This window comes from Micromonospora profundi (genome assembly GCF_011927785.1).
Lineage (GTDB): Bacteria > Actinomycetota > Actinomycetes > Mycobacteriales > Micromonosporaceae > Micromonospora > Micromonospora profundi.
On the sequence record NZ_JAATJK010000001.1, the window covers coordinates 3,921,561 to 3,942,609 of the forward strand.

The 21,049-nt window shown below is 72.2% G+C and carries 19 protein-coding genes and 1 riboswitch; of the genes, 11 read left to right on the forward strand and 8 right to left on the reverse strand.

Features of this window, described 5'->3' with window-relative positions:
• Window positions 1-174 precede the first annotated feature (174 nt).
• Entirely contained in the window at window positions 175-1,038 is an 864-nt protein-coding gene (locus F4558_RS17140; protein ID WP_167945117.1) for an alpha/beta hydrolase family protein, read from the forward strand.
• Between the two features lie 24 nt (window positions 1,039-1,062).
• Here F4558_RS17140 and F4558_RS17145 read toward each other — a convergent pair whose 3' ends face one another.
• Complete coding sequence (locus F4558_RS17145; protein ID WP_157552245.1) at window positions 1,063-1,233, reverse strand: hypothetical protein; 171 nt, start codon at window positions 1,231-1,233, stop codon at window positions 1,063-1,065.
• Between the two features lie 186 nt (window positions 1,234-1,419).
• On the opposite strand from F4558_RS17145, the gene F4558_RS17150 reads away from it, so the two are divergent.
• Together F4558_RS17150 and F4558_RS17155 are read left to right on the forward strand one after the other, a co-directional pair.
• Window positions 1,420-2,046 (forward strand): hypothetical protein, encoded by a 627-nt coding sequence (locus F4558_RS17150; RefSeq protein WP_053652741.1) that lies wholly within the window; start codon window positions 1,420-1,422, stop codon window positions 2,044-2,046.
• 97 nt (window positions 2,047-2,143) lie between these two features.
• The gene (locus tag F4558_RS17155; RefSeq protein WP_053652742.1) at window positions 2,144-2,515 is read left to right on the forward strand and encodes a hypothetical protein; all 372 of its coding nucleotides are present in this window, start codon (window positions 2,144-2,146) and stop codon (window positions 2,513-2,515) included.
• A 79-nt stretch (window positions 2,516-2,594) separates the two neighbouring features.
• Here F4558_RS17155 and F4558_RS17160 read toward each other — a convergent pair whose 3' ends face one another.
• The gene (locus F4558_RS17160) at window positions 2,595-3,518 is read right to left on the reverse strand and encodes a DUF72 domain-containing protein (protein WP_167945119.1); all 924 of its coding nucleotides are present in this window, start codon (window positions 3,516-3,518) and stop codon (window positions 2,595-2,597) included.
• 134 nt (window positions 3,519-3,652) lie between these two features.
• Here F4558_RS17160 and F4558_RS17165 point away from each other — a divergent pair, with 134 nt between their 5' ends.
• Together F4558_RS17165 and F4558_RS17170 are read left to right on the forward strand one after the other, a co-directional pair.
• A complete protein-coding gene (locus tag F4558_RS17165; RefSeq protein WP_053652744.1) occupies window positions 3,653-4,153 on the forward strand; it encodes a DinB family protein in 501 nt (166 codons plus the stop codon).
• Between the two features lie 57 nt (window positions 4,154-4,210).
• The gene (locus tag F4558_RS17170) at window positions 4,211-4,480 is read left to right on the forward strand and encodes a hypothetical protein (protein WP_157552247.1); all 270 of its coding nucleotides are present in this window, start codon (window positions 4,211-4,213) and stop codon (window positions 4,478-4,480) included.
• Between the two features lie 51 nt (window positions 4,481-4,531).
• Here the strand turns inward: F4558_RS17170 and F4558_RS17175 are convergent, their stop codons facing one another.
• The gene (locus tag F4558_RS17175; protein WP_167945121.1) at window positions 4,532-6,595 is read right to left on the reverse strand and encodes an amylo-alpha-1,6-glucosidase; all 2,064 of its coding nucleotides are present in this window, start codon (window positions 6,593-6,595) and stop codon (window positions 4,532-4,534) included.
• Window positions 6,592-6,981 (reverse strand): SCP2 sterol-binding domain-containing protein, encoded by a 390-nt coding sequence (locus F4558_RS17180; RefSeq protein WP_053652747.1) that lies wholly within the window; start codon window positions 6,979-6,981, stop codon window positions 6,592-6,594. Before F4558_RS17180 ends, F4558_RS17175 begins: the two co-directional genes overlap by 4 nt.
• Before the next feature lie 167 nt (window positions 6,982-7,148).
• Here F4558_RS17180 and F4558_RS17185 point away from each other — a divergent pair, with 167 nt between their 5' ends.
• Window positions 7,149-8,195, forward strand: coding sequence for an NAD(P)-dependent alcohol dehydrogenase (locus F4558_RS17185; protein WP_053652748.1), 1,047 nt, complete (start codon window positions 7,149-7,151; stop codon window positions 8,193-8,195).
• Between the two features lie 15 nt (window positions 8,196-8,210).
• Here F4558_RS17185 and F4558_RS17190 read toward each other — a convergent pair whose 3' ends face one another.
• Entirely contained in the window at window positions 8,211-8,720 is a 510-nt protein-coding gene (locus F4558_RS17190; protein ID WP_053652749.1) for a mycothiol transferase, read from the reverse strand.
• 297 nt (window positions 8,721-9,017) lie between these two features.
• On the opposite strand from F4558_RS17190, the gene F4558_RS17195 reads away from it, so the two are divergent.
• A complete protein-coding gene (locus F4558_RS17195; RefSeq protein ID WP_157552249.1) occupies window positions 9,018-9,209 on the forward strand; it encodes a hypothetical protein in 192 nt (63 codons plus the stop codon).
• Between the two features lie 30 nt (window positions 9,210-9,239).
• Here F4558_RS17195 and corA read toward each other — a convergent pair whose 3' ends face one another.
• Window positions 9,240-10,361, reverse strand: a complete 1,122-nt coding sequence (gene corA, locus F4558_RS17200) for a magnesium/cobalt transporter CorA (protein ID WP_053652751.1) — start codon at window positions 10,359-10,361, stop codon at window positions 9,240-9,242.
• Window positions 10,362-10,555: 194 nt separating this feature from the next.
• Here corA and F4558_RS17205 point away from each other — a divergent pair, with 194 nt between their 5' ends.
• The 4 genes from F4558_RS17205 (at window position 10,556) to F4558_RS17220 (ending at window position 15,404) form a co-directional block, all read left to right on the forward strand.
• Complete coding sequence (locus F4558_RS17205) at window positions 10,556-12,505, forward strand: APC family permease (RefSeq protein WP_167945122.1); 1,950 nt, start codon at window positions 10,556-10,558, stop codon at window positions 12,503-12,505.
• Window positions 12,506-12,577: 72 nt separating this feature from the next.
• Window positions 12,578-12,689, forward strand: a riboswitch (SAM riboswitch).
• Window positions 12,690-12,969: 280 nt separating this feature from the next.
• Window positions 12,970-13,842, forward strand: coding sequence for an ABC transporter substrate-binding protein (locus F4558_RS17210; protein ID WP_053652753.1), 873 nt, complete (start codon window positions 12,970-12,972; stop codon window positions 13,840-13,842).
• 45 nt (window positions 13,843-13,887) lie between these two features.
• A complete protein-coding gene (locus F4558_RS17215) occupies window positions 13,888-14,664 on the forward strand; it encodes an amino acid ABC transporter permease (RefSeq protein WP_053652754.1) in 777 nt (258 codons plus the stop codon).
• Window positions 14,665-14,666: 2 nt separating this feature from the next.
• Window positions 14,667-15,404, forward strand: coding sequence for an amino acid ABC transporter ATP-binding protein (locus F4558_RS17220; protein ID WP_312877441.1), 738 nt, complete (start codon window positions 14,667-14,669; stop codon window positions 15,402-15,404).
• Window positions 15,405-15,449: 45 nt separating this feature from the next.
• Here F4558_RS17220 and F4558_RS17225 read toward each other — a convergent pair whose 3' ends face one another.
• Window positions 15,450-17,027, reverse strand: a complete 1,578-nt coding sequence (locus F4558_RS17225; protein WP_082377233.1) for a Na+/H+ antiporter — start codon at window positions 17,025-17,027, stop codon at window positions 15,450-15,452.
• A 383-nt stretch (window positions 17,028-17,410) separates the two neighbouring features.
• Window positions 17,411-20,911 carry an ATP-binding protein gene (locus tag F4558_RS17230; RefSeq protein ID WP_167945126.1) on the reverse strand — a complete coding sequence of 1,167 codons (3,501 nt, stop codon included), beginning with the start codon at window positions 20,909-20,911 and terminating at the stop codon, window positions 17,411-17,413.
• Window positions 20,912-21,049 lie beyond the last annotated feature (138 nt).

Here is a 21,049-nt window from a genome sequence, read left to right on the forward strand (position 1 = left end):
CGGGCCCCGGAACCCGGGCCACCAGTTTGAGGGTGATGACTCTGAGGTATCAATATGCCTCAGAGTCATCAAGCGTTTCAGAGTGTCGACCCGGTCCGGGAGGCATCGGGACCCGACCGGTACGCCCCCGCCCGCGGCTACCCGCCGGTAACCTCACGCGGCTAGGCTGAGCCGGTGAACGGGGATCCGGAGTACACGCAGGAGTTCGTCGAGGTCGACGGTGCCCGGATCGGCGTGCAGATCTATCCGGAGCCGGACGGCCCACCCGGCGCCCCGGTCGTGGTGATCTGGCCCGCGATGGGGGTCCGTGCCCGTTACTACCGGCCGTTCGCCGCGGAGCTACGCGCCGCCGGACTCGCCGTGGTGGTCGCCGACCTGCGCGGCACCGGCACGAGCACCCCCGTGCCGAGCCGCGCCGACAGGTACGGCTACGCCGAGCTGGCAAGCGACGTCGGCGCTGTCCTGGCCGCGCTGAAGCCCCGCCTGGACGGGCGTACCCGGGTGCTGCTCGGCCACTCCCTCGGTGGGCAGGCCGCGCTCGTGCACCTGGCCCTCGACGGCGGCGACGCGGTCGACGGGTTGGCGCTTGTCGCGGTCGGCATCCCCTACTGGCGCACCTACCCTGGCCGACGAGGGTACGGCGTGCTGCCGTACACCCAGGGGATCGCCGCCACCGCGGCGCTGCTCGGCGTCTGGCCGGGTTGGGGTTTCGGCGGCCGGCAGGCACGCGGCGTCATCCGCGACTGGGCACACACCGCGCGGACCGGCCGTTTCCCCCACCTCGACGGTACGGACACCGAGGCGGCCGTACGCGCGGTGCGGATCCCTGTGCTCGCGGTCAGCGTGGACGACGACCAGTACACCCCGCACGAGACGGTGGACCACCTCTGCGGGAAGCTGGCCGCCGCCCCGGTGAGTCGGCAGCGGTACACGGTGGAGCAGGCCGGCGCGAAGCTGGACCACTTCACCTGGGTCCGTGCGAGCACTCCGCTGGCGCGGCAGGTGGCCCGCTTCGCCGAGGACCTGCCGCGCCGCTGAGCCCGAGCCGCACCGCCCGCTGACTCACTCGTCCTGGTCGAGCGGGACCAACTCGTCGTCGCGTTCCACCTGGATCGCGCCGTGGTCCTTGCGCGGGGCCACCTCGGCGATGTTCTTGTGCGGATCGTTGTCCGGGTGCATGAGCACCGGATCGGTGGTGGCGGTCTTCTCCCTGCTCTCCTCCGGCTGCGACATGACGTTCCCCTCTTTCGTCGGGTCGGTGGGATCTACCCGCCACCGACCGGACGACTCCTGCTGTCGCCCCACCGACCGTGGTGTCCGCGACGTGCCCGCTGCGGCACGGATCGGCCTGCCCGGGGCGGGGTTAGCCACCCGGGCGGCGGGTAAGCCGCAGCGCCCGACACGGCGGAAGGGGATCAGATGTCCGAACGGCATACCGCACTGCGCTCCATGCACGATCTGGGCTTGGCGGCCTGGTTCGGCGGCTCCCTGATGGGAGCGCTTGGCGTCAACAGCGCAGCGGCGAAAATCAGCGATTCGACCCAGCGGCTCCCGATCGCATCGGCGGGATGGTCCAAGTGGACCCCTGTCAACGCGGCCGCTATCGGCGCCCACCTGGCCGGCGCGGTCGGCGAACTGGTGACGGAGAGCCCACGGGTGGCCGCACAGTCCGGGGTTGCCCGGGCCAGCGCCATCAAGACGGCGCTGACCATCGGCGCGCTCGCGGTGACCGGCTACAGCCGCCTGGTCGGCATGCGGCTGGAAAAGGCGGGCAACCCGCCCGTGAACGGCACCACCGAGCCCAATCACCAGACACCGGCGAGTGTGGCCTCCTCACAGCGGCAGATGAAGCTGCTCCAGTGGGCCGTGCCGGCGATCACCGGAACCCTTGTGGTGGTGACCGCGTACATGGGCGAGCAGCAGAAGCCCGGCCAGGTCCTCCGCGGGTTGCTCGGCCGGTCCAACGGGCTGATGAGCGCCCCGAAGTCGATGGCCAAGATGGGTATGGGTATGGGCAAGCGACAGATGGCGATGGCCGGGCGCTGACCGTCCCGGCCCGGCCGGCGTCCCGCCGACACCTCGACGGCGGGGCACCGGCCGGCCCACACCCTCCAATTGCGGTGGACCGACGAGCGAGGTGGCCATGACGGCACATGAGGGACGCAGTGGCGCGGGCGACCGGCTGGAGCCGGAGGCGACCCAGCCGTGGAAAGCCGACGGCGGCTTCGACGCGGAACCACCCTGGGGTGTGGGCGAGGACTCGCCGCTGGACGAGGGCAGCGAAGAGGCGGCGGTGCCCGAGGGACGGCGCGGAGACCGTCGCGCCGGGGCGCCAGCGGGCAGACGTGACCCGGCCGGACGGCACGGCTTCGGCTCGGTGGAGCCGACCCGTACGGCATCGGCCGGACCGACCGCGCCTCCGGACCCGGCACCCAGCGGCCGGTCCTTTCCCGACGACGCGGACGTCGACGACCGAACCCAGGACGCGCTGCGCAGTCGTGGCCGGCGCTCCTGAGACACCGGCGCGATGAGGCCGGCCCGTTGATCGGGCGGCCGTTCGCCGGGCGGGGGACAGCCCGCTGGCGACCCGCTCGTCAGGTGCCGGAGACCGCGGTGGCGGTCCGCCGCTCGGCCTCGTCGCCGAGCAGGGTCTCGGTGAGCAGCTGCGCCATCCGTGTCGCGTCGCGCTGGGCCTGACCGGCGCAGCAGTTGTTGAACAGCACGTGCAGCTCGTCGGTCGGGTCGGCCAGCTCGGCCAACCGGTCGGCCCACCGCTGTAGCTCCTCCTCGGCGTACGCGTAGCGGAACTTCTCCTGCTTGTCGCCGTCCCGCCAGGCGTCGCTGTGCCCGTGGAACCGGACGATCGCCGGCTCCGCCGTGCGGGTGAGGATGGGCGGCACCGACGACGGGTGCCCCTGCGGCATGTCGACGCAGACCAACGACAGGTCGTGCGCGCGCAGCAGGTCCAGAGTGTCGGCTGCGGCCGGACCGTCGAACCAGGACCCGTGTCGCAGCTCCACCCCTACCCGCCACGGCCGGCAGCGCTGCGCCAGCTCGACGATCCGACGCTCCGCGGCGACGCCCCGCGCCAGCCACGGCGGGAACTGCAACAGCACCGCCCCCAGCTTGCCGGCGCCCGCGATCGGGTCCAGGGCTGCCCGGAACCGGGCCCACAACTCGTCGTACGTCGACTCCGGCAGGTCACGCCAGCGGACCCGGCTCGGGCCGGCGTCCGGACGGAGGTCGCGGGGCAGCGTGGCGACCGGGGTGGAATGGCCGGTGAAGAGGCTGAACGCCTTGACGTCGAATGTGAAGTCGTCAGGTGTCGCGTCCACCCAGCCCTGCGTCACCTCGGGCACGGGGATCGCGTAGTAGGACGTGTCCACCTCGACCAGTGGGAACCGGCCGGCGTAGAAGGCCAGTCGGCGCGCCGGTGTGTTTGCCGAGCGCGGGTACCACCCGGAGCGCAGCAGCGACTGGTCGGCCCAGGAGGACGTACCCACCCTAATGACACCCATGTCATTCAGTGGACCGCTCTCCGGGCGAATCGGCAACCGGTGAGGGCTCACGCGCGGCGGTCCCGAGGGGCCGAGAAATGTCGGGCCCCGGTCCTACGCTGCGGCGGAGCGCACATCGACGGAGGGTTGCCGCCATGACCACCACTGACCTCACCCGCGAACGGGCCGACCTGCTCCAGTCGCTGCGCCGGCACCGGGGCTTTCTGTTGCAGACAGTCGACGGGCTCACCGACGAGCAGGCGGCGACGCGCACCACAGTCAGCGAGCTGTGCCTCGGCGGCCTCGTCAAACACGTGGCGGCCATGGAGGAACGCTGGATGCGCTTCGCCGTCGGTGGCGCGGAGGAGATGCAGCGTGAGCCCGTCGACTGGGTCGGTCAGTTCCAGATGGCGCCCGACGAGACGCTCGCCGGGCTGGTCGAGCGGTTCCACACGGTGTCCAGCCGGACGGACGACCTGATCGGCACCCTCGACCTGGACGCGGCTCACCCGCTTCCCGAGGCGCCATGGTTCGAGCCGGGTGCGGCGTGGACGGTCCGCCGGGTGCTGCTGCACCTGATCGCCGAGACGTCCCAGCACGCCGGGCACGCCGACATCCTGCGCGAGGCGATCGACGGCGCCAAGACGATGGGCTGAGCCCTGAGGCGGGCCTGATGTGACGTCGTGCCCGGACGCGGCGCTGAGGGTCACGAGATGACCTCAGAAGCGTTGGACCGGGTGACCAGCGAGCGGCTGCTCGACGGTCGTCTCGTCGACTCGCCGGCCAACCCACTGCCTGTGGCACGGCTGCTGACGGCGGCGCGTGCCGCGCCGCGCCCCGGCGAGCTGACCGGCGAGGGTCGTGCCGTGCTCGCTTTCCGCCGCGCCCGGGCCGCACCGGCCGCCATGCAGTCGCCAACGGCAGCCGGCGTGCAGTCCGCACCAACAGCCGGCGTGCAGTCGCCACCGGTGGCCGGCGCGTAGCCCTCGCCGGGCTCGCGTTCTCCGGTTGATCACCAGGCACACGGTGGGCGGTCAGTTGACGCGGGGCCGGCCCAGCCGGCGGTCCCCGGCGTACGCGTCGAGCAGGCCCCACCGGCCGGGGATGCCCAGCAGCTCTATCCGGCCGAAGCCAGCGGGGAGGGCCGGGTTCACAAGCAGGTTCTCGCCTGTGGGTCGCAGGCCCAGCAGGGTGCCCAGCAGCATCAGCAGCGCACCCGACGACCACGACTGGGGCCGACCGGCCACGGGCAGCTGGACGGGATACTTCGTGAGGCTGCGCTCGTAGCCGGCGATCACCTCCGGCACCGCCCCGCGGAGTGTCTGCGCCATGTCGAAGATGCCCGCCGCGATCCGGGCCGCGTGCGCGTCGAAGCGGTAGTGCCGCAACCCGGCGGCGATCAGCGCGTTGTCCGACGGCCACACCGATCCCAGGTGCGAGCCCACCGGGTTGTACGGCCGCTGGTCGGTGGCGAAGGTACGCACCCCCCAGCCGCTGAACAGCTGCGGCCCGACGAGATGCTCGGCGACCGCCTCGGCCCGGTCGTCCGGGACGATCCCGCTCCACAGCAGGTGCCCGATGTTCGACGACAGGGCGTCGACCGGCTCGCCGTACGGGTCGAGGGCCAGCGCGTAGTACTCCCGGTGCGGCAGCCAGAAGTCCCTGTTGAACCGTTCCTTCAGCGCCGCCGCCTCCTGTTCCAGCCGGTCGGCGTACTCGGGATCTCCCCAGCACTCACGTGCCAGTCGCGCACCCCGCCGTTTGGCGTCGTACGCGTAGCCCTGCGCCTCGCAGGTGGCCCGGGGAAAGGCGGGCTCCCGCCCGTACGCGTCGACGATGGCGTCGGCGGAGTCCTTCCAGGACTGGTTGACGGTGCCGTGCCGCTCGTTTCGGCGCTGGTAGCGCAGGTAGCCGTCGCCGGTCAGGTCGCCGTACTCGTCGATCCAGTCCAGAGCCATCCGGGCCGGGTGGCGCAGTTCGTGGACCAGGTCGGTGTCGCCGGACCAGCGTTCGTACTCGTCGAGCAGGACGACGAACAGCGGGGTGGTGTCCACCGCGCCGTAGTAGCCGGCGGTCGGCCGCTCGCCGAACGCCGCCGATTCGCCGTAGCGCGCCTCGACCAGGATCTTGCCCGGCTCCTCCTCGTGGACGTCGTCGAGCCGGCTTCCCTGCAGCAACGCCAACATCCGCAGCGTCGCCGGGGTCAGCTCGGGGGTGAACGCCATTGTCTGCAGGCAGGTGATGATGCTGTCCCGCCCGCACAGGGCCATGGCCCACGGCAGGCCACCGACAGGCACCCGCTCGCTGTATGCGAGCGGCGTGTACCGCAGCGCGCTCAGGTCGGCGAGGCTGCCCTGGTACATCCGCTCCAGGCTTTTCCGCTCAGCCACCAGTTGCGGTGCCCGATCCAGCCAGGTGGACAGGTCGTCGTGCATCCCGCTGCCGATGTCGTGCTGGTGGGACTCCAGGCTGGCGCGCACGTCCCGGCCACCCTCGCCGCGCATTGTCGTGGCGACGTGCAGGGTGGTCTCCCACGTCCCTTCGGGCGCGACGCGGATCCGGAAGGTGAGCCCCTGCTCGTCGATGTCGGCGGAGGCGCTGCTGCTCACTGTGGTCTCGCGGACGAACCGGTCCCGCTGGTAGCGCAACATGAGCCGCTGGTTCCCGGAGTCAGCGGTGATCTGGACGTGGCGCTGCCGGACGCCTGCGTCCTCGGGGATGTCGGCGATGTCGGCGAAGTCGGTGCCCACCTCCATCCGCACTGTGAACTCGGCGGGCTCGGAGGAGTGGTTGAGCACGGTGATCCGCTCGTGCAGGCGGTCGTGGATCGAGCGGTGCCGGATGAGCGAGACGTCGGCGTCGATGTAGTGACTCGCCACGCCGGGCACCAGGAAGAACCGGGTCTCGTAGTGCGCGACGTCGTCGCGGGAGAGGGCGTTGAGGCGTTCCCCGTCGACGCTGAGCACCCAGTGGGACAGGAAGCGGGTGTCGAACGAGAAGAGACCGACCGGTGCCTGCGGATCGACCTCCATGTCGCCCTGGGCGTCGCTGATGGCGAACACGTTGCCGGCGATGACGTTCACCCGCTCCTGTTTCATTGCCGCCCCTCCCGTCGCGCCAGAGCGGCCCGGCCCAGCTCGCGGGGGTGCCGTGCGCCGGCCGGGCCGGGGAAGACTCGCCGCAGCAGCATCAGCAGCGCCATGTTGCCCCGCACTGTCAGCTCGTTGCGCAGCAACGCCACGGCGAGGTGCATCCGGCCGTTGGCCAGCTTGTCGAAGACGTCCCGGGAGGCCCCGACCACCAGGTCGGCGTCGTCGGACGACCGGGTCACCTGGATGTGCTGGTCGGCGATCGTCAGGTACCAGTGGTCGGTGCAGCCGTCGCAGCGCAGGTCCAACCGCACCGTCCCGGAGGTCGTCTCCGGCAGGTCAGGACGACGGCCGACGTCCAGGTGTTGCAGGAACTGCGTCGCGGTCGCGCCCATCACGTCCCCTCTCCCGGCATTTCCACAGGGTCGCCCGCGTCGGGATGAGCCCGGCTCACCCGAACGGGGTGATGCGGGCAGGACAGCGCGGCGACCAGGCCGAGGGCTGTTTGCCGCCTCCCGGAGCGGGCAGGCACCGGCAAGCCAGACCTATGGGAGGTATCGGAATGCGTGCGCTGCGGCTACGGCAGTGGAAGTCGGAACCGGAACTGATGGAGGTGCCCGAACCGACGCCCGGAACGGGTGAGGTGGTGGTGCGCATCGGCGCTGCTGGCGCCTGCCACTCCGACCTGCACCTCATGGACGAATTCGAGCCCGGTTCGGTGCCGTGGAACCCACCGTTCACCCTGGGCCACGAGAACGCGGGGTGGGTGCATGCCGTCGGCGACGGCGTGACCGGACTGACGATCGGTCAACCCGTGGCGGTGTACGGGCCGTGGGGCTGCGGCACCTGCGCCCGCTGCCGCGTCGGCGTCGACCCGTACTGCGAGAACCCTGCCGGCGCTCCGGTCCCCGGTGGCGGTGGCGGGCTCGGCCTGGACGGCGGCATGGCCGAGTACGAGCTGGTGCCGGACGCGCGGCACATCGTGCCCCTGCCCGACGGCCTGGATCCGGTGGAGGCGGCGCCGCTCACCGACGCCGGCCTCACCCCGTACCACGCCATCCGGCGCTCGTGGCCGAAGCTGCCACCGGGCAGCACCGCAGTCGTCATCGGTGTCGGTGGGCTGGGCCACGTCGGCGTGCAGATCCTCAAGGCCACCACGGCCGCCCGGGTGATCGCCGTGGACACCCGTGCGGAGGCTCTGCGGCTGGCGCACGAGTGCGGCGCCGACCAGACCGTCACCTCCGGCCCGACCGCCGCCGAGGAGATCCGCGCGGCCACCGGGGGACGGGGCGCGGACGTGGTGCTCGATTTCGTGGGCGCGGACGCCACACTGGCGCTCGGCGTGGCGGTGGCCCGCACCGTTGGCGACCTGACGATCGTGGGCATCGGCGGGGGGACCCTGCCGGTGTCGTTCTTCTCGGTGCCCTACGAGGTGAGCATCGCGACCACCTACTGGGGCAGCCGGCCCGAGCTGATCGAGGTGCTCGAACTGGGCGCGCAGGGGCTGATCCGGCCGAAGACCACCACGTTCGCGCTCGACGACGCCCTGGACGCGTACCGCCAGATGCGCGAGGGGACGCTCGAGGGTCGTGCGGTGATCGTGCCGTGAGTCGGCGGACGCCGGTCAGCCGGCGTCGAGCAGGCCGCGGACGTAGTGGGCCTGGCCGGCGTGCTGCTGGTCGTCCTCGGCGATGCTGACCAGCCGCACGCCGAGGGTGACCGGCGGGTCCCATGCCTCGTCGACCACCCGGTCCAGGTCCGCCGGTCGCAATCCGGCCAGGAACGATCCGGTACGCGCCGAGACGGCCGCGTAGTAGTCGACGAGGGCCTGCGCGCTCTCCGGGCGTACGCCCGCGACCTGTTCCGGCGTGTGGCCGTAGCCGGTGTCGTCCGGGTCGGCGGGCAGGCCGAATCGCTGCGCCCAGTCGCCGCTGACCCAGATCTGCTCGGCGTCGAGCAGTTGGGCGACGTGATGGTCCTGGACCCGCGTCAGGTGCCAGACCAGCCAGCCGATCGAGTTGGCGCCCGGTGCGGGCGTCCAGCGCAGCTGCTCCGGGGTGAGCCCGTCGACGGCCGAGCGGACAAGGTCGGGCAGCCGGTCGTAGGTTTCGGTCAGAAGGTCGTTCACGTCCACAGGTCACGTCTCCTTGTCGATTGCGGGTCAGGTACCGCCGACACTCAACGGCCAAACCTCGGCCGCCAGGTTGATCATGGTCCTGTCCGCGGCATGGGTGACCAGCGACTAGGTGCGTAATGTCCGGTTTGGCAGGCGACAGTCGGGAAACCGAAAACAGGCGGTGCGGATGTGGCCGGCCGTGGGATGGTTCGACGTGGATGCCGTACCGGTGTCGACCCGCCGGGATGCGGGTGGCCCGGCCGGTGGCGCGGGAGCACACCGCTTCGCCGAGGGCGGCTTCGACGAGGAGAGGCAGTGCCCATGCAGGCTCAGCGCAGGCCACCGCGCAACCAGCGGAGCCAGACCCGGGACGACCGGACCGGCGGCGGCATGACCGGGGCGGCCACGCCACTGACCATCTGGGCCGCCGCCGTGCTGCTCGGCCGGATCGGCGCCGGTGACGACGACATCGAGGACGAGCGGCACATCCTGCGCGGCATCGAGTGACAGCGCGCGGCCCGGTGGCCGCCAGCGCGCTCACAGCCAGCCGCGCCGCTTGAAGATCAGGTAGAGGGTGCCGCAGACCAGCAGCATGAGCAGCAGCGCGAACAGGTAACCGAAGCGCCAGTGCAGCTCGGGCATGTGGACGAAGTTCATGCCGTACACGGTGCCGATAAGCGTGGGCGCGAACAGGATCGCCGCCCATGAGGACACCTTCTTCAGCTCCTCGTTCTGCGCGTAACTGGCGGCGGTGAGGCTGCGCATCTCCTCGTTCTGCTGCTGCGAGACGAGGGTGGCGTTGACGGTGAGGATGCTCTGGAGCAGGTGCCGGAAACCGTCCACCCGCTCCACCACCTGGGTGAGGTGGTCGGTGACGTCCCGCAGGTAGCGGCTCAGTTCCTCGTCGGCGCCGTCACCGCCGGCCAGCGCGCCGAGCATTGCCAGCAGCGGTCGGGCCGCCCGCTGGAACTCGATGACCTCCCGGCTGAGCCCGTAGATGCGCCGGCTGGCGTTCGGGTCACCGCCGAAGACCTGCGTCTCGATCTCGTCGATGTCGTTCTCCAGCCCCGCCACCACCGGCGCGTACCCGTCGACGACCTGGTCGAGGACCGCGTACAGGACCGCCTCGGGCCCCTGGGCGAGCATCGGCGCGTCGGCCTCCATCCGTCGCCGCACAGCGGCCAGGTCGGGGGCCTCACCGTGCCGGACCGTCACCACGAAGTCCGGCCCGATGAACAGGTGCAGCTCGGAGAACTCGACCTCTTCCCGCATGTCGTCGTAGCGGGCGGCGCGCAGCACCACGAACAGGGTGTCGCCGTACTGCTCCAGCTTGGGCCGCTGGTGGGCGTTGATCGCGTCCTCGACCGCCAGGTCGTGCAGGCGGAACTCCCGGGCCAGCGAGGTGATCTGGTCGATGTCGGGCCGGTACAACCCGATCCAGGCCATCGCGTCGGTCTGCTCCTGGAGGCAGCGGTACGTGTCGGCGAGACCGTTCGGTGAGGCGAACCGGTGCCCCTGGACGTAGACGGCGCTGTCGACAAGACCGCCGGAGGGCTCCGTGGTCGGCTCCCCCATGGGTGGCACGCCGACGCGGGTCTCGTACTCGTCGAGTTGGCGGCCGAAACCACCGCCCGGGCGAAACCGACGGCCGCCGACCATGACGCGCTCCCTTTTCCGGTGCCGCCCGTCCGGCGGCCTCCCCACCGGGACGCGCTGCTTTCCCCGGGCCCTGCGGCCCGAAACCCTCCGGCGTGCCGCCCGCCGGACGCCCGGCGACCAACGGTTTCGGCGGACGGGCGGCGGTGCGCCGACGGATACTCGCGGTGACCATGGGCGGGACGGGGGTAGCGCCGATGGAGGTCGACAGGCGCGCCGGCCGGCGGACCGACCGGGTGCGACGCTGGCTGCTCGCCGACGCGTCGGAGCGGCCCGTGCCGCAGGGTCTGCACGCCCGCCCACCGGCGCAACGGAACCACCCGTGGTGGAAGGTGATGTGCCTGACCGGCGTCGATTACTTCTCGACGCTCGGCTACCAGCCGGGCATCGCGGCGCTTGCCGCCGGGGCGCTCTCGCCGGTGGCGACCCTTGTGCTGGTGCTCGTGACGGTGCTGGGCGCGCTGCCGGTCTACCGGCGGGTGGCGGTGGACAGCCCGCACGGTGAGGGTTCCATCGCGATGCTGGTACGCCTGCTGAGCTACTGGCCGGGCAAGCTGTTCGTGCTGGTGCTGCTCGGTTTCGCGGCCACCGACTTCATCATCACCATCACCCTGTCCGCCGCCGACGCCACGGCGCACCTCGACGAGAACCCGTTCTGGCCCAGTGGCCTCAAGGGTCACGAGGTGCTGCTCACGCTGCTGCTCGTGGCGCTGCTCGGCGCGGTGTTCCTCAAGGGCTTCGGTGAGGCCGTCGGGATCGCCGTCGTCCTGGTCGCTGTCTACCTGACGTTGAACGCCGTGGTGATCGTCGACGCGCTGTGGCGGGTGGTGACCCATCCGAGTGCGGTCGGGGACTGGACCACAGCCCTGACCACCGGGCACGGCGACCCACTGATGGTCGTCGCGCTGTCCCTGCTGGTGTTTCCGAAGCTGGCGCTGGGCCTCTCTGGCTTCGAGACCGGCGTGGCGGTGATGCCGCACATCCGGGGGGACCGGCGGGACTCGGAGGACCGTCCGCTGGGCCGGATCCGGGGCGCGCGTCGCCTGCTCACCACCGCCGCCGCCACAATGAGCGTCTTCCTGATCACCAGCAGCGTGACCACCACAGTGCTGATTCCGCCCGAGGCGTTCCAGCCGGGTGGTCCGGCGAACGGGCGGGCCCTGGCCTATCTGGCGCACGAGAATCTCGGCCAGGTCTTCGGCACGGCGTACGACCTGTCGACGATCGGGATCCTCTGGTTCGCGGGCGCCTCGGCGATGGCCGGCCTGCTCAACCTGGTGCCCCGCTATCTGCCCCGGTACGGCATGGCGCCGGCCTGGGCGCGGGCGGTCCGGCCGTTGGTGCTGGTGTTCACCGGCGTCGCGTTCCTCATCACGATCATCTTCAGGGCCAGCGTCGACGCGCAGGGCGGCGCGTACGCCACAGGGGTTCTGGTCCTGATCACCTCGGCGTCGACGGCGGTGACCCTCGCGGCACGGCGGCGCGGGCAGCGCGGGCGCATGATCGCGTTCGGAGTCATCGCCGTCGTGTTCGTCTACACAACGGCGGCGAACGTGGTGCAACGCCCCGACGGCGTCAAGATCGCCGCCTGCTTCATCGGTGCGATGATCCTGGTGTCGGCGCTTTCGCGGGTGCTGCGGGCCTTCGAGTTGCGTGTCGACCGGGTCGAGTTGGACCCGCTCGCGACGGCGTTCGTCGCCGAGCGTGCCGGGCGTCGGATCCGCCTCATCGCCCACGAGCCGGGGCGACGCGACCTGGCGGAGTACCGCGACAAGCTGGCGCAGACCATGGCCGACAACGACTTCCCCGACGACAGCGACGTCGTCTTCGTCGAGGTCCACGTCACCGACCCGTCGGATTTCGAGACCGGGCTGCTGGTGCGCGGCAGTGTGGCGCACGACCGCTTCCCGGTGCTCAGCCTGGCCAGTTCGTCGGTGCCCAATGCGCTGGCCGCCCTACTGCTGGAGATCCGCGACCGCAGCGGTCGGCGCCCCCACATCTACTTCGAGTGGACCGAGGGCGGTCCGGCCCGCAACGTCCTGCGCTACCTGGCGTTCGGGCAGGGCGAGATCGCCTCGGTGACCAGGGAGATCCTGCGCCGCCAGGAGCCCGACCCGACGCGCCGGCCGCACGTGCATGCCGGCTGACCAGGCAACGGACGGTGAGCGTGGTCATATCGGCTGGACGGCGGGCCGGGGTCTGCTGCTAGCCTCGGCGCAGGTCATGAGTGCCAGCGCGAAGCCCCGGCTTGCTGGCCGGCAACCCTCCTCCGCGGTGGGGTGCCCCGGGTGAAGACCAGGCACCGGCAGGACGCCGGTGCAAGCGTGGCCTGGCACCCAGGTCAGCACAGACCCGGGAGACCTCTATGCGCATCCTCACCACCGATCCACACGCCGACGGCGCGGACTTCCGCACAGGTCGGGTCACGCCGGTACTGATCCGGCGACGGCACGTGGACATGATGCGGGTGTGCAGCGCCGCCTGTCGCGGCCGCGCAGCGCACTAGCGCACTCCCCCTTTCCAGGAACCACACCAGCGGTACGCCCTCATCGGGCGCACCGTGGGCGGCGCACGTCCACGCCCGCCCCTGACGCGACCTTCGGAGACACTCGTGCGATTCCTTCCTGCCCTGACCCGTGCCGCCGCTGTCGGTGCCGCCGCGATCCTCGCCGCGACCGCCCTCACCGCCTGCGGCTCCGACGACTCCTCGTCCGAGGCCACCGCCAACCCGTACAACCTGGCGCAGCCCGGCGTGCTGCGGGCCGGCACCCTGTCCGACGCGCCGCCGAACGTGTTCCTCAAGGACGGCAAGTTCACGGGCTTCGACAACGACCTGCTCACGGCGGTCGCCGACAAGCTCGGCCTGAAGGTCGAGTTCGTCGGCACCGACTTCTCCGCGCTGCTGTCCCAGGTCAACAACCGCAAGTTCGACGTCGGCAGTTCCTCGATCACCATCACCGAGGCGCGGAAGAAGACAGTCGACTTCGGCAACGGCTACGACTTCAGCTACTTCGGTCTGGACGTTCCGGCCGGCTCGCCGATCACCGGCTTCGACCAGCTCGCCGGCAAGCGGGTCGTCGTGGTGCAGGGCACCGTCCAGGACGACTACGCCACCGGCCAGAAGCTCGACCCGGTCCGCGTGCCGGACTACAACGGCGCGGTCAACCAGCTCAAGGCGGGCACCGCCGACGCGTGGATCGCCCCCGCGGAGATCGGCGACAAGTTGGCCGCCGAGAGCAACGGCAAGATCACCGTGGCGGCGAAGCAGCTCAGCAACTCTCCGACCGCGTACGCGGTGGCCAAGGGCAACGACAAGCTGCGCGAGGCGCTGAACAAGGGCCTCGACGAGGTCATCGCGGACGGCACGTGGAGCCGGTTGCAGGCGCAGTACTACCCGGGCCGGCCGGTTCCGGAGGACTTCAAGCCGGGCAGCGGCACGGTGGCAGTGCCGTCGGCTGCTGCGTCCGCGTCCGCCGCTTCCTGACGGCGTACCGGTGACGAGCGAGCAGGGCGGTAGGAGAGGCGACCGATGGATCCGTTGAGCACCCTGTGGGAGACCTTCTTCGACTGGAGGTCGATGCGCGAGGCACTGCCCGACATGCTGACCGTCGGGCTGCCCAACACCCTGATCCTGGCGGTCTCCGCCGCCCTGCTCGGCTCCGTGCTGGGCCTGCTGCTCGCTGTCGCCGGCATCTCCCGCAGCCGGTGGCTGCGCTGGCCGGCGCGCGTCTACACCGACATCTTCCGCGGGTTGCCGGCGGCGGCCACGATCCTGCTGATCGGCGTCGGGCTCGCCCCGCTGGGAATGGAGATCTGGGGGCCCGACCCCTACCCGCTGGGCATTCTGGCGCTGTCGCTCATCGCGTCGGCGTACATCGGTGAGATCTTCCGCTCGGGCATTCAGTCGGTGGAGGCCGCCCAGTTGGAGGGCGCTCGCGCGCTCGGCTTCTCCTGGGCCGACTCGATGCGGCTGGTGATCATTCCGCAGGGCATCCGGCGGGTCCTGCCCGCCTGGGTCAACCAGCTCATCGCGCTGATCAAGGACTCCAGCCTTGTCTACTTCCTCGGGCTGGTGGCAAGCCAGCGGGAGCTGTTCCGGATCGGGCAGGACTACGCGGCAAACACCGGCAACCAGTCCGCGCTGCTGCTGGCCGGGCTCTTCTACCTGGCGTTGACAGTCCCGCTGACGCACATCGTCAACTGGATCGACCGGCGGCTGCGCCTCGGCCGGCCGGCGACCGCGCCACCAGACGACGACGAGGACGAGCTGGCGCTTGCCGGCATTCCGGAAGGAGACCGCCGATGAGCATCGCGACGACAACCTCGGTCAGCCTCGACGCGCGGGACGTACACCTCGCCTTCGGGCCCACCCGGGTGCTGCGCGGCGTCGACCTGACAGTGCCGCGCGGTGCGACGGCCTGCGTGATCGGGCCCTCCGGTTCGGGCAAGTCCACTCTGCTGCGTACCCTCAACCGGCTCATCGAGCCGGACCGCGGCGACGTGCTGCTGGACGGGCGCAGCGTGCTGGGCGACGACCCGGACGCGCTGCGGCAGCGGGTGGGAATGGTCTTCCAACAGTTCAACCTCTTTCCGCACATGAGCGTGCTGCGCAACATCACCCTCGCACTGCGCCGGCTGCGCAAGCTCAGCGAGGACGAGGCGGTCGCGGTCGCCCGCGCCCAGTTGGAGCTTGTCGGGTTGGCCGGAAAGGCCGACGCCCGGCCGACGCAACTCTCCGGCGGCCAGCAGCAGCGCGTGGCGATCGCCCGGGCGCTGGCCCTGCGCCCCGAGGTGATGCTTTTCGACGAGGCCACCTCGGCGCTCGACCCCGAGCTGGTGAAGGGCGTACTCGGCGTGATGGCCGACCTCTCCGCCGGCGGAATGACGATGGTGGTGGTCACCCACGAGATGGGCTTCGCCCGGCAGGTCGCCGACACCGTCGCCTTCATGGACCGGGGCGTGGTGCTGGAGGCCGGCCCACCGGAGAGGATCTTCGAGGGGGCCGAGCATCCACGGCTGCGCCGGTTCCTCGACCAGGTGCTCTGAGCCGCGCTCGACCAGGTGCTCTGAGCCGCGCCCCGCAGGGCAGCGTCAGTCCTCGGGGCCGCGCCCCAGCAGCCGGATCTCCTCGTTGTCGAGCGTGGCCTGCAACTCAAGCAGCACGAGGTCGTCGATCTCCCGCCTGTCGCGCATTCGGGTGACCTCGCGCCGCTTGTGGGCGAGAAGCCCGAGGCGCAGTTGGCGTTCCAGGTCACGCTCCTCGGCCGTCTCCCCACCGCCCTCCTTCACGTCCGCCAGGTGCCGTTGGTATTCGGCCTCCAAGCGGCGAACCGCGTCCTCCCCGGCACCGATCTCCGCGGCGACCTGGGGCATCGCGGACAGGCCGACCTCGGTGGCGCGCAACCGCGCCTGCCGCAACTCGTCGTCGCGTCCGGGGTCACCGCCCAGCCCCGCCCAGCGCACCACAAGTGGCAGGGTGGTGCCCTGCAACAGCATGATCAACACAATGGTCAACGCGGTGACGAAGATGATCAGGTCGCGTTCGACCACCGGTCGGCCGGCGACAGTCACCGTCGGGACGGCCAGGGCCGCAGCCAGCGAGACGGCTCCCCGGAACCCGGCCCAGCCGGCGACGGTGCCGACCCGCCAGCGGGTCGACACCGACTTTCCGTCGTCCGACATTTGGCGACGCAGCAGGGACACCGACTCGCTCGTCAGGTAGACGAACAGCAGCCGCGTGGCGATCACGACCGAGGCGACCACCACCACGATCACCAGAGCCCGTCGCGGCGAGGTGCTGGTCATGCCCTGGACGGCCCGGGGGATCTGGGTGCCGAGCAGGACGAACAGGCCGCCGTTGATGAGGAACGTGGACAGGTCCCAGAACGCGTAGGCCAGCACGCGGGAGCGGGCGCGGATCACCCGTGGGCCGGCGTAGGCGAGGACCAGGCCGGCGACGACCACCGCGAGCACACCGCTGGCGTGCACCGAGTCGGCCAGCAGGAACGCGCCGAACGGCGTCAGCACGCTCAACGCGCCCTCGCGCAGCGGATCGTCGAGCCGTTTGCGAATCAGCACCACGAAGCCGCCCACCAGCAGCCCGGCGAGCACCCCACCGGCGCTGGCGCCGACGAACTCCTCGCTGATGCCCAGCACACCCGGCTCGGCGGCGCCGGTGAGCAGACCCACGGCCACCGCGAAGATCACCAAGGCGGTGCCGTCGTTGATCAGGCTCTCCGCGTGCAGGGTGGTGAGGAGCTTGCGGGGCAACCGCTTCGCCAGGCCGGTGACCGCGGCGGCATCGGTCGGCGCGAGAACCGCGCCGAGCACCCACGCGGCAGCGGGGTTCACCCCGAGCGCCTGCGCGGTCAGCGACACCGTGACCATGGTGAGCAGCACGAGCACCACGGCGAGCAGCCCGATCACCGGCAGGTTGGCCCGGATCTCGCGCAGGCTGATGGTGAGGCTCTCCCGGTAGAGGATCGCCGGAAGGAAGATCAACAGCACCAGGTCCGGTTCCAGGGTCACCTCGGAAAACGGCGGTGTCAGCCCGAGCAGGACTCCCAACGCGATGAGCAGGATCGGCGGCGCGACCCGGTACCGGCCGCCGAGGGTGGTGCCGATCAGGACTGTCATGCCCAGCACCACGATCAGGACAAGCGCCTCCACGCGTACCTCCCTCGATCCGTGGCGACGACGGCACCCGCCGGTGCCTCCATCTGACCGCACGCCGCCGGACGGTTCCACGAGAACCGGCAAGTCGACCGGCCGCCGGAACGCGGCAGCACCCCTTGTCGGTCGACGACGGCGCTCCGGTCAGGCCGACGACAGCGCGCACGCCACGTCACCGGTGTCGGTGGCTGCGACGCTCACGGTGAATGCCGGCGGCGCGCACAGAGCGGGTCGGCGGCGACACCGCAGGCGCGGGCGGCGACGGCTCAGGCGCGGGCGCGGGCGGTGACGGCTCAGGCGCGGGCGCGGGCGGTGACGGCTCAGGCGCGGGCGCGGGCGGTGACGGCTCAGGCGCGGGCGCGGGCGGTGACGGCTCAGGCTCAGGCGCGGGCGCGGGCGGTGACCGCTCGGGCGGTACGGAGGTGGTCGGCCGCCTCCTCGGGGCGGCCCAGCGCGGCGGCCAGCGCGGCGAGGTGACCCGCTACCGGGCCGGCGGTGAGGATCCCGCTGCCGGCGGCCAGTTCGGTGGCGGCCGGGCGGAGCGCGGCGGCGACATACTCCATGGTGGATCTGTCGTCCACCGCGAGCGCCGCCTGGGCGAGGAGGCAGAGCCGGGTCTCCCGCAGCAGGTCGTGCGGACCGTCCGGGAGGGTCCGCAACGCGCTGCGGGCCGCGTCCCGGTCGCCCGCGGCGGCGAGCAGCAGCGGTCGGACCCACGGTTCGTGCGGCCCCCAGTCCAGGCTGGCCCAGTCCTCGGCGTCCAGGACCGAAACCGGGCGCGCCCCGTCGACGAGCCGCACCGCACCGGGCGGCTGGGCCTCACCGAGCAACCACGCCGCACCCACCGGCCCGGCAACCGGTCCTCCGGCGTCGGCCGGTCGATCGGCACGCGCCGGTCGATCGGCAGCCAGCGGATCGGCGCTGGCGGCGGCGTCCAGGTGCAGGCCGAGCAGCGCGAGCGGGAGCAGCCCACGGGTCAGGCCCGGCATGTCGTCGGCCGGCAGCCGGTCGGCAGCCGCCCGGTACGCGTGCGCCGCAGCGGCCCGGTCGCCGTCCAGGGCGAGGCGCAGCGCGGCGTACCAGCCGGTGAAGACGCCGACAAGCGGCAGCTCGTACCGCTGGGCGAGGCGGTCGGCGGCGCGCGCGTGCGCGTCGGAACCGGCGCGGTCGGCGCGCGCGCAGCACGCCTGGACCAGGATGAGATGGCCCAGCACCTCGAAAGTCACCAGTTGGTGCCGGGCGGCAACGTCGATGAGCTGCTCCCCGATCCGCGCCCGCTCGGCGGCCAGCCCGACCCTGTCGAAGGCGTGCATGAAGCGCGCGTTGAGCGCGAAGGCCAGCAGCCCGGCGTCCCCGGCGGTCCGGGCGATCGTCTCGGCCTCGGTGGCGGCCCGGCGACCACGGTCACCGGTGCTTCCGCGTAGTTCCAACGCGAGCGTGCTGAGCAGCCGGCTGCGCTGCGCCGAGCCGGTCGAGCCCAGACCGGCCAGGGCGTGCTCCGCGGCGCGGACGATCCGCTCGGAGAGCAGGTCGTCGTCGTTGCGGGTCCAGATGGCGGGTACGTCGAAGCCGGCCAGCACCGCCGCCGTCAGCCGGGGATCGCCGACGGTTTCGGCGTCGGCGATCGCCCCGGCCCGGTACCGCCGCGCCTCTGCCAGCCGGCCCGTCACCGCCAGCGCCCGCCCGAGGCCGAGCACGGCGCTCAGCCGCACGCGCCGCTCGGTCCCACCAGCCCTGTCGTACGCCTCGATGACCTGCGCCCACAGCCGGGCCGCCTCGTGCGGGTTCCCAGCCCGCTCGGCCAGCTCGGCGGCGGTACGCGCGTAGCCCGCGGCCCGGTGGGCGGCGTCCGGTCCACCCGCGCGCAGCAGGTGGTGCGCGAGCGCGGCCGGGTCGACCGGCTGGCGCTGTTGCAGCACGTCGGCCACCGAGGCGTGCCAGGCGGCGCGGCGGGGCGCGGACAGGTCGGCGTAGAGGGTGTCGCGGACCAGGATGTGGGTGAACCGTAGCTGCCCGTCGGACTCCCGCTCGGTCAGGAAACCGGCCTGCAACGCGCGGTCCAGTGCGTCCAGCACCGTCGTCGGGTCGTCAGTGAGCGCGCCGAGGACCTCCGGGTCGAGGTCGCGGCCCAGCACGGCCGCCTGCCGCAGCACGGTACGGGTCGGTTCGGGCAGCTGCCCGACGCGGTGCCGGATGACGTCGCGCACTCCCGGTGGCACCGCCGCCAGCGCGACAGCACCCTCGCCCGCGTACAACTGGGCCAGCTCGCGTACGAAGAACGGGTTGCCGCCGCTGCGGTGGTGGATCAGCCGGACGGTCGGCGGGTCCAGCTCCACCCCGGCGACGGCACGGGCCAGTTCGCCGGTCGCCTCGTCGGACAGGCCGGCCAGGTACTCCCGTACCGGTTCCAGGCCTGCGGAGCGGGCCAGCGCGGCGGTCAGCTCGGGGTTGATCTCGGTGGCCCGGTAGGTGCCGAGGATCAGCACCGGCCCGGTCGCCGGCTGCGGGCCGGTGAGCAGCCCGGTCAGCAGGTCGAGCGTGTCCCCGTCGGCGCGGTGCAGGTCGTCCAGGACAAGCAGCAGCGGGCTCCGGTCGGCGACGCCCGAGAGCAGCGACGCCACCGCGCGGTGCCTGCGGAACCGGGCCACCGCCGGATCGCCAGCACCCTCGAACCCATCTTCAGCCGGCCCGGCCAGCGCCGTCGGCCCGGTGAGCGCTGCCGGCCCCGCCAGCGTCGGCCCGGTGAGCGCGTCGGTGATCTGGGTCCACGGCCAGGCCGCCGGGGCGCCCTCGTACTCCGGGCTGCGACCCCACGCCGTCGTCCAGCCCTCGGCGGCGAGTCGGCGGGTCAACGCCTCGGCCAGCGCGGTCTTGCCGGCGCCCGGGTCACCGCTGAGCAGGGCGAGCGCGGGCCGACCGGCGCGGCCGACGGCCTCGGCGGCGTCCCGCAGCCGCTGAAGTTCCGCGTCCCGGCCCACGAACGGCCGTTGCGGCGCCGAGCCGACTCGACCAGGTGGCGGCGGCGAGCCGACTCGCGCGGACGGCGACGTGGACCCGACTCGCCCGGACGGCGGCGGCGCGGTGCTGGCGATGGTGAGGTGGGGCGCCTGGGCCAGGATGTCGGCTTCCAGCTGCCGCAGCTCGGGCCCCGGGTCCAGGCCCAACTCGGCCACCAGGACGTCGCGCGCCTGGCGCAGAGCGGCCAACGCCTCGCCCTGTCGACCGGAGCGGTACCGGGCGACCGCGAGCAACCGCCAGGCGTCCTCCCGGAGCGGATGGTTGGCGAGGTGGGCGGGCAGGTCGGCGGCTGCCTCGTCCGGCCGACCCAGCGCCAGCAGCGCCTCGGCGCGTCGCTCGACGGCGAGCATCCGCAGCTCGTCCAGCCGGTTGATCTCCGCGGCCGCCCAGATCTCACCCGCGCAGTCGGCGTACGCGGGCCCGCGCCACAACTCCAGGGCCGCGTCCACGGCGTCCAGGGCGGGTGCGGGCAGTCCTGCCGTGAGCAGCTGTCCCGCCTCGCCGACCGCAGCCTCGAACCGCCAGGCGTCCACCGCGTCCGGGGCGGCCCGCAGCACGTACCCGGTGGGTTCGGTGACCAGGAGCCGGGGTGGCTGCCGGGGCGGCCGGTCCGGCTCCAGCGCCCGCCGCAGGTCGGCGACGAAGGTACGGATGGCACCCACCGCGCCGTCGGGAGGGCTCTCCCACAGGTCGTCGACGAGGCGTTCCACAGGCACGACCCGGCCCCTGGCGATCAGCAGCCGGGCCAGCACGGTGCGCTGCCGAGGCCCCTTGAGCGCGACCGGGCCACCTTCCGTCGTGGCGGTCACCGGCCCGAGCACGCCGAAGGTCACCGCCTCGGGTGCGGCCTGCTGCCTGGTCACAGGACCAATCTAGGCGGGCGTCCCGGGCCACCTCGGCCGACCGGTACTGATCCGTCGCTGACCGGTCGCTGATGCCCACCGGCCAGGCTCGATCAGGTACGACGGCGACGGGCACCCGCCACCGCCGACCCCGCTCAT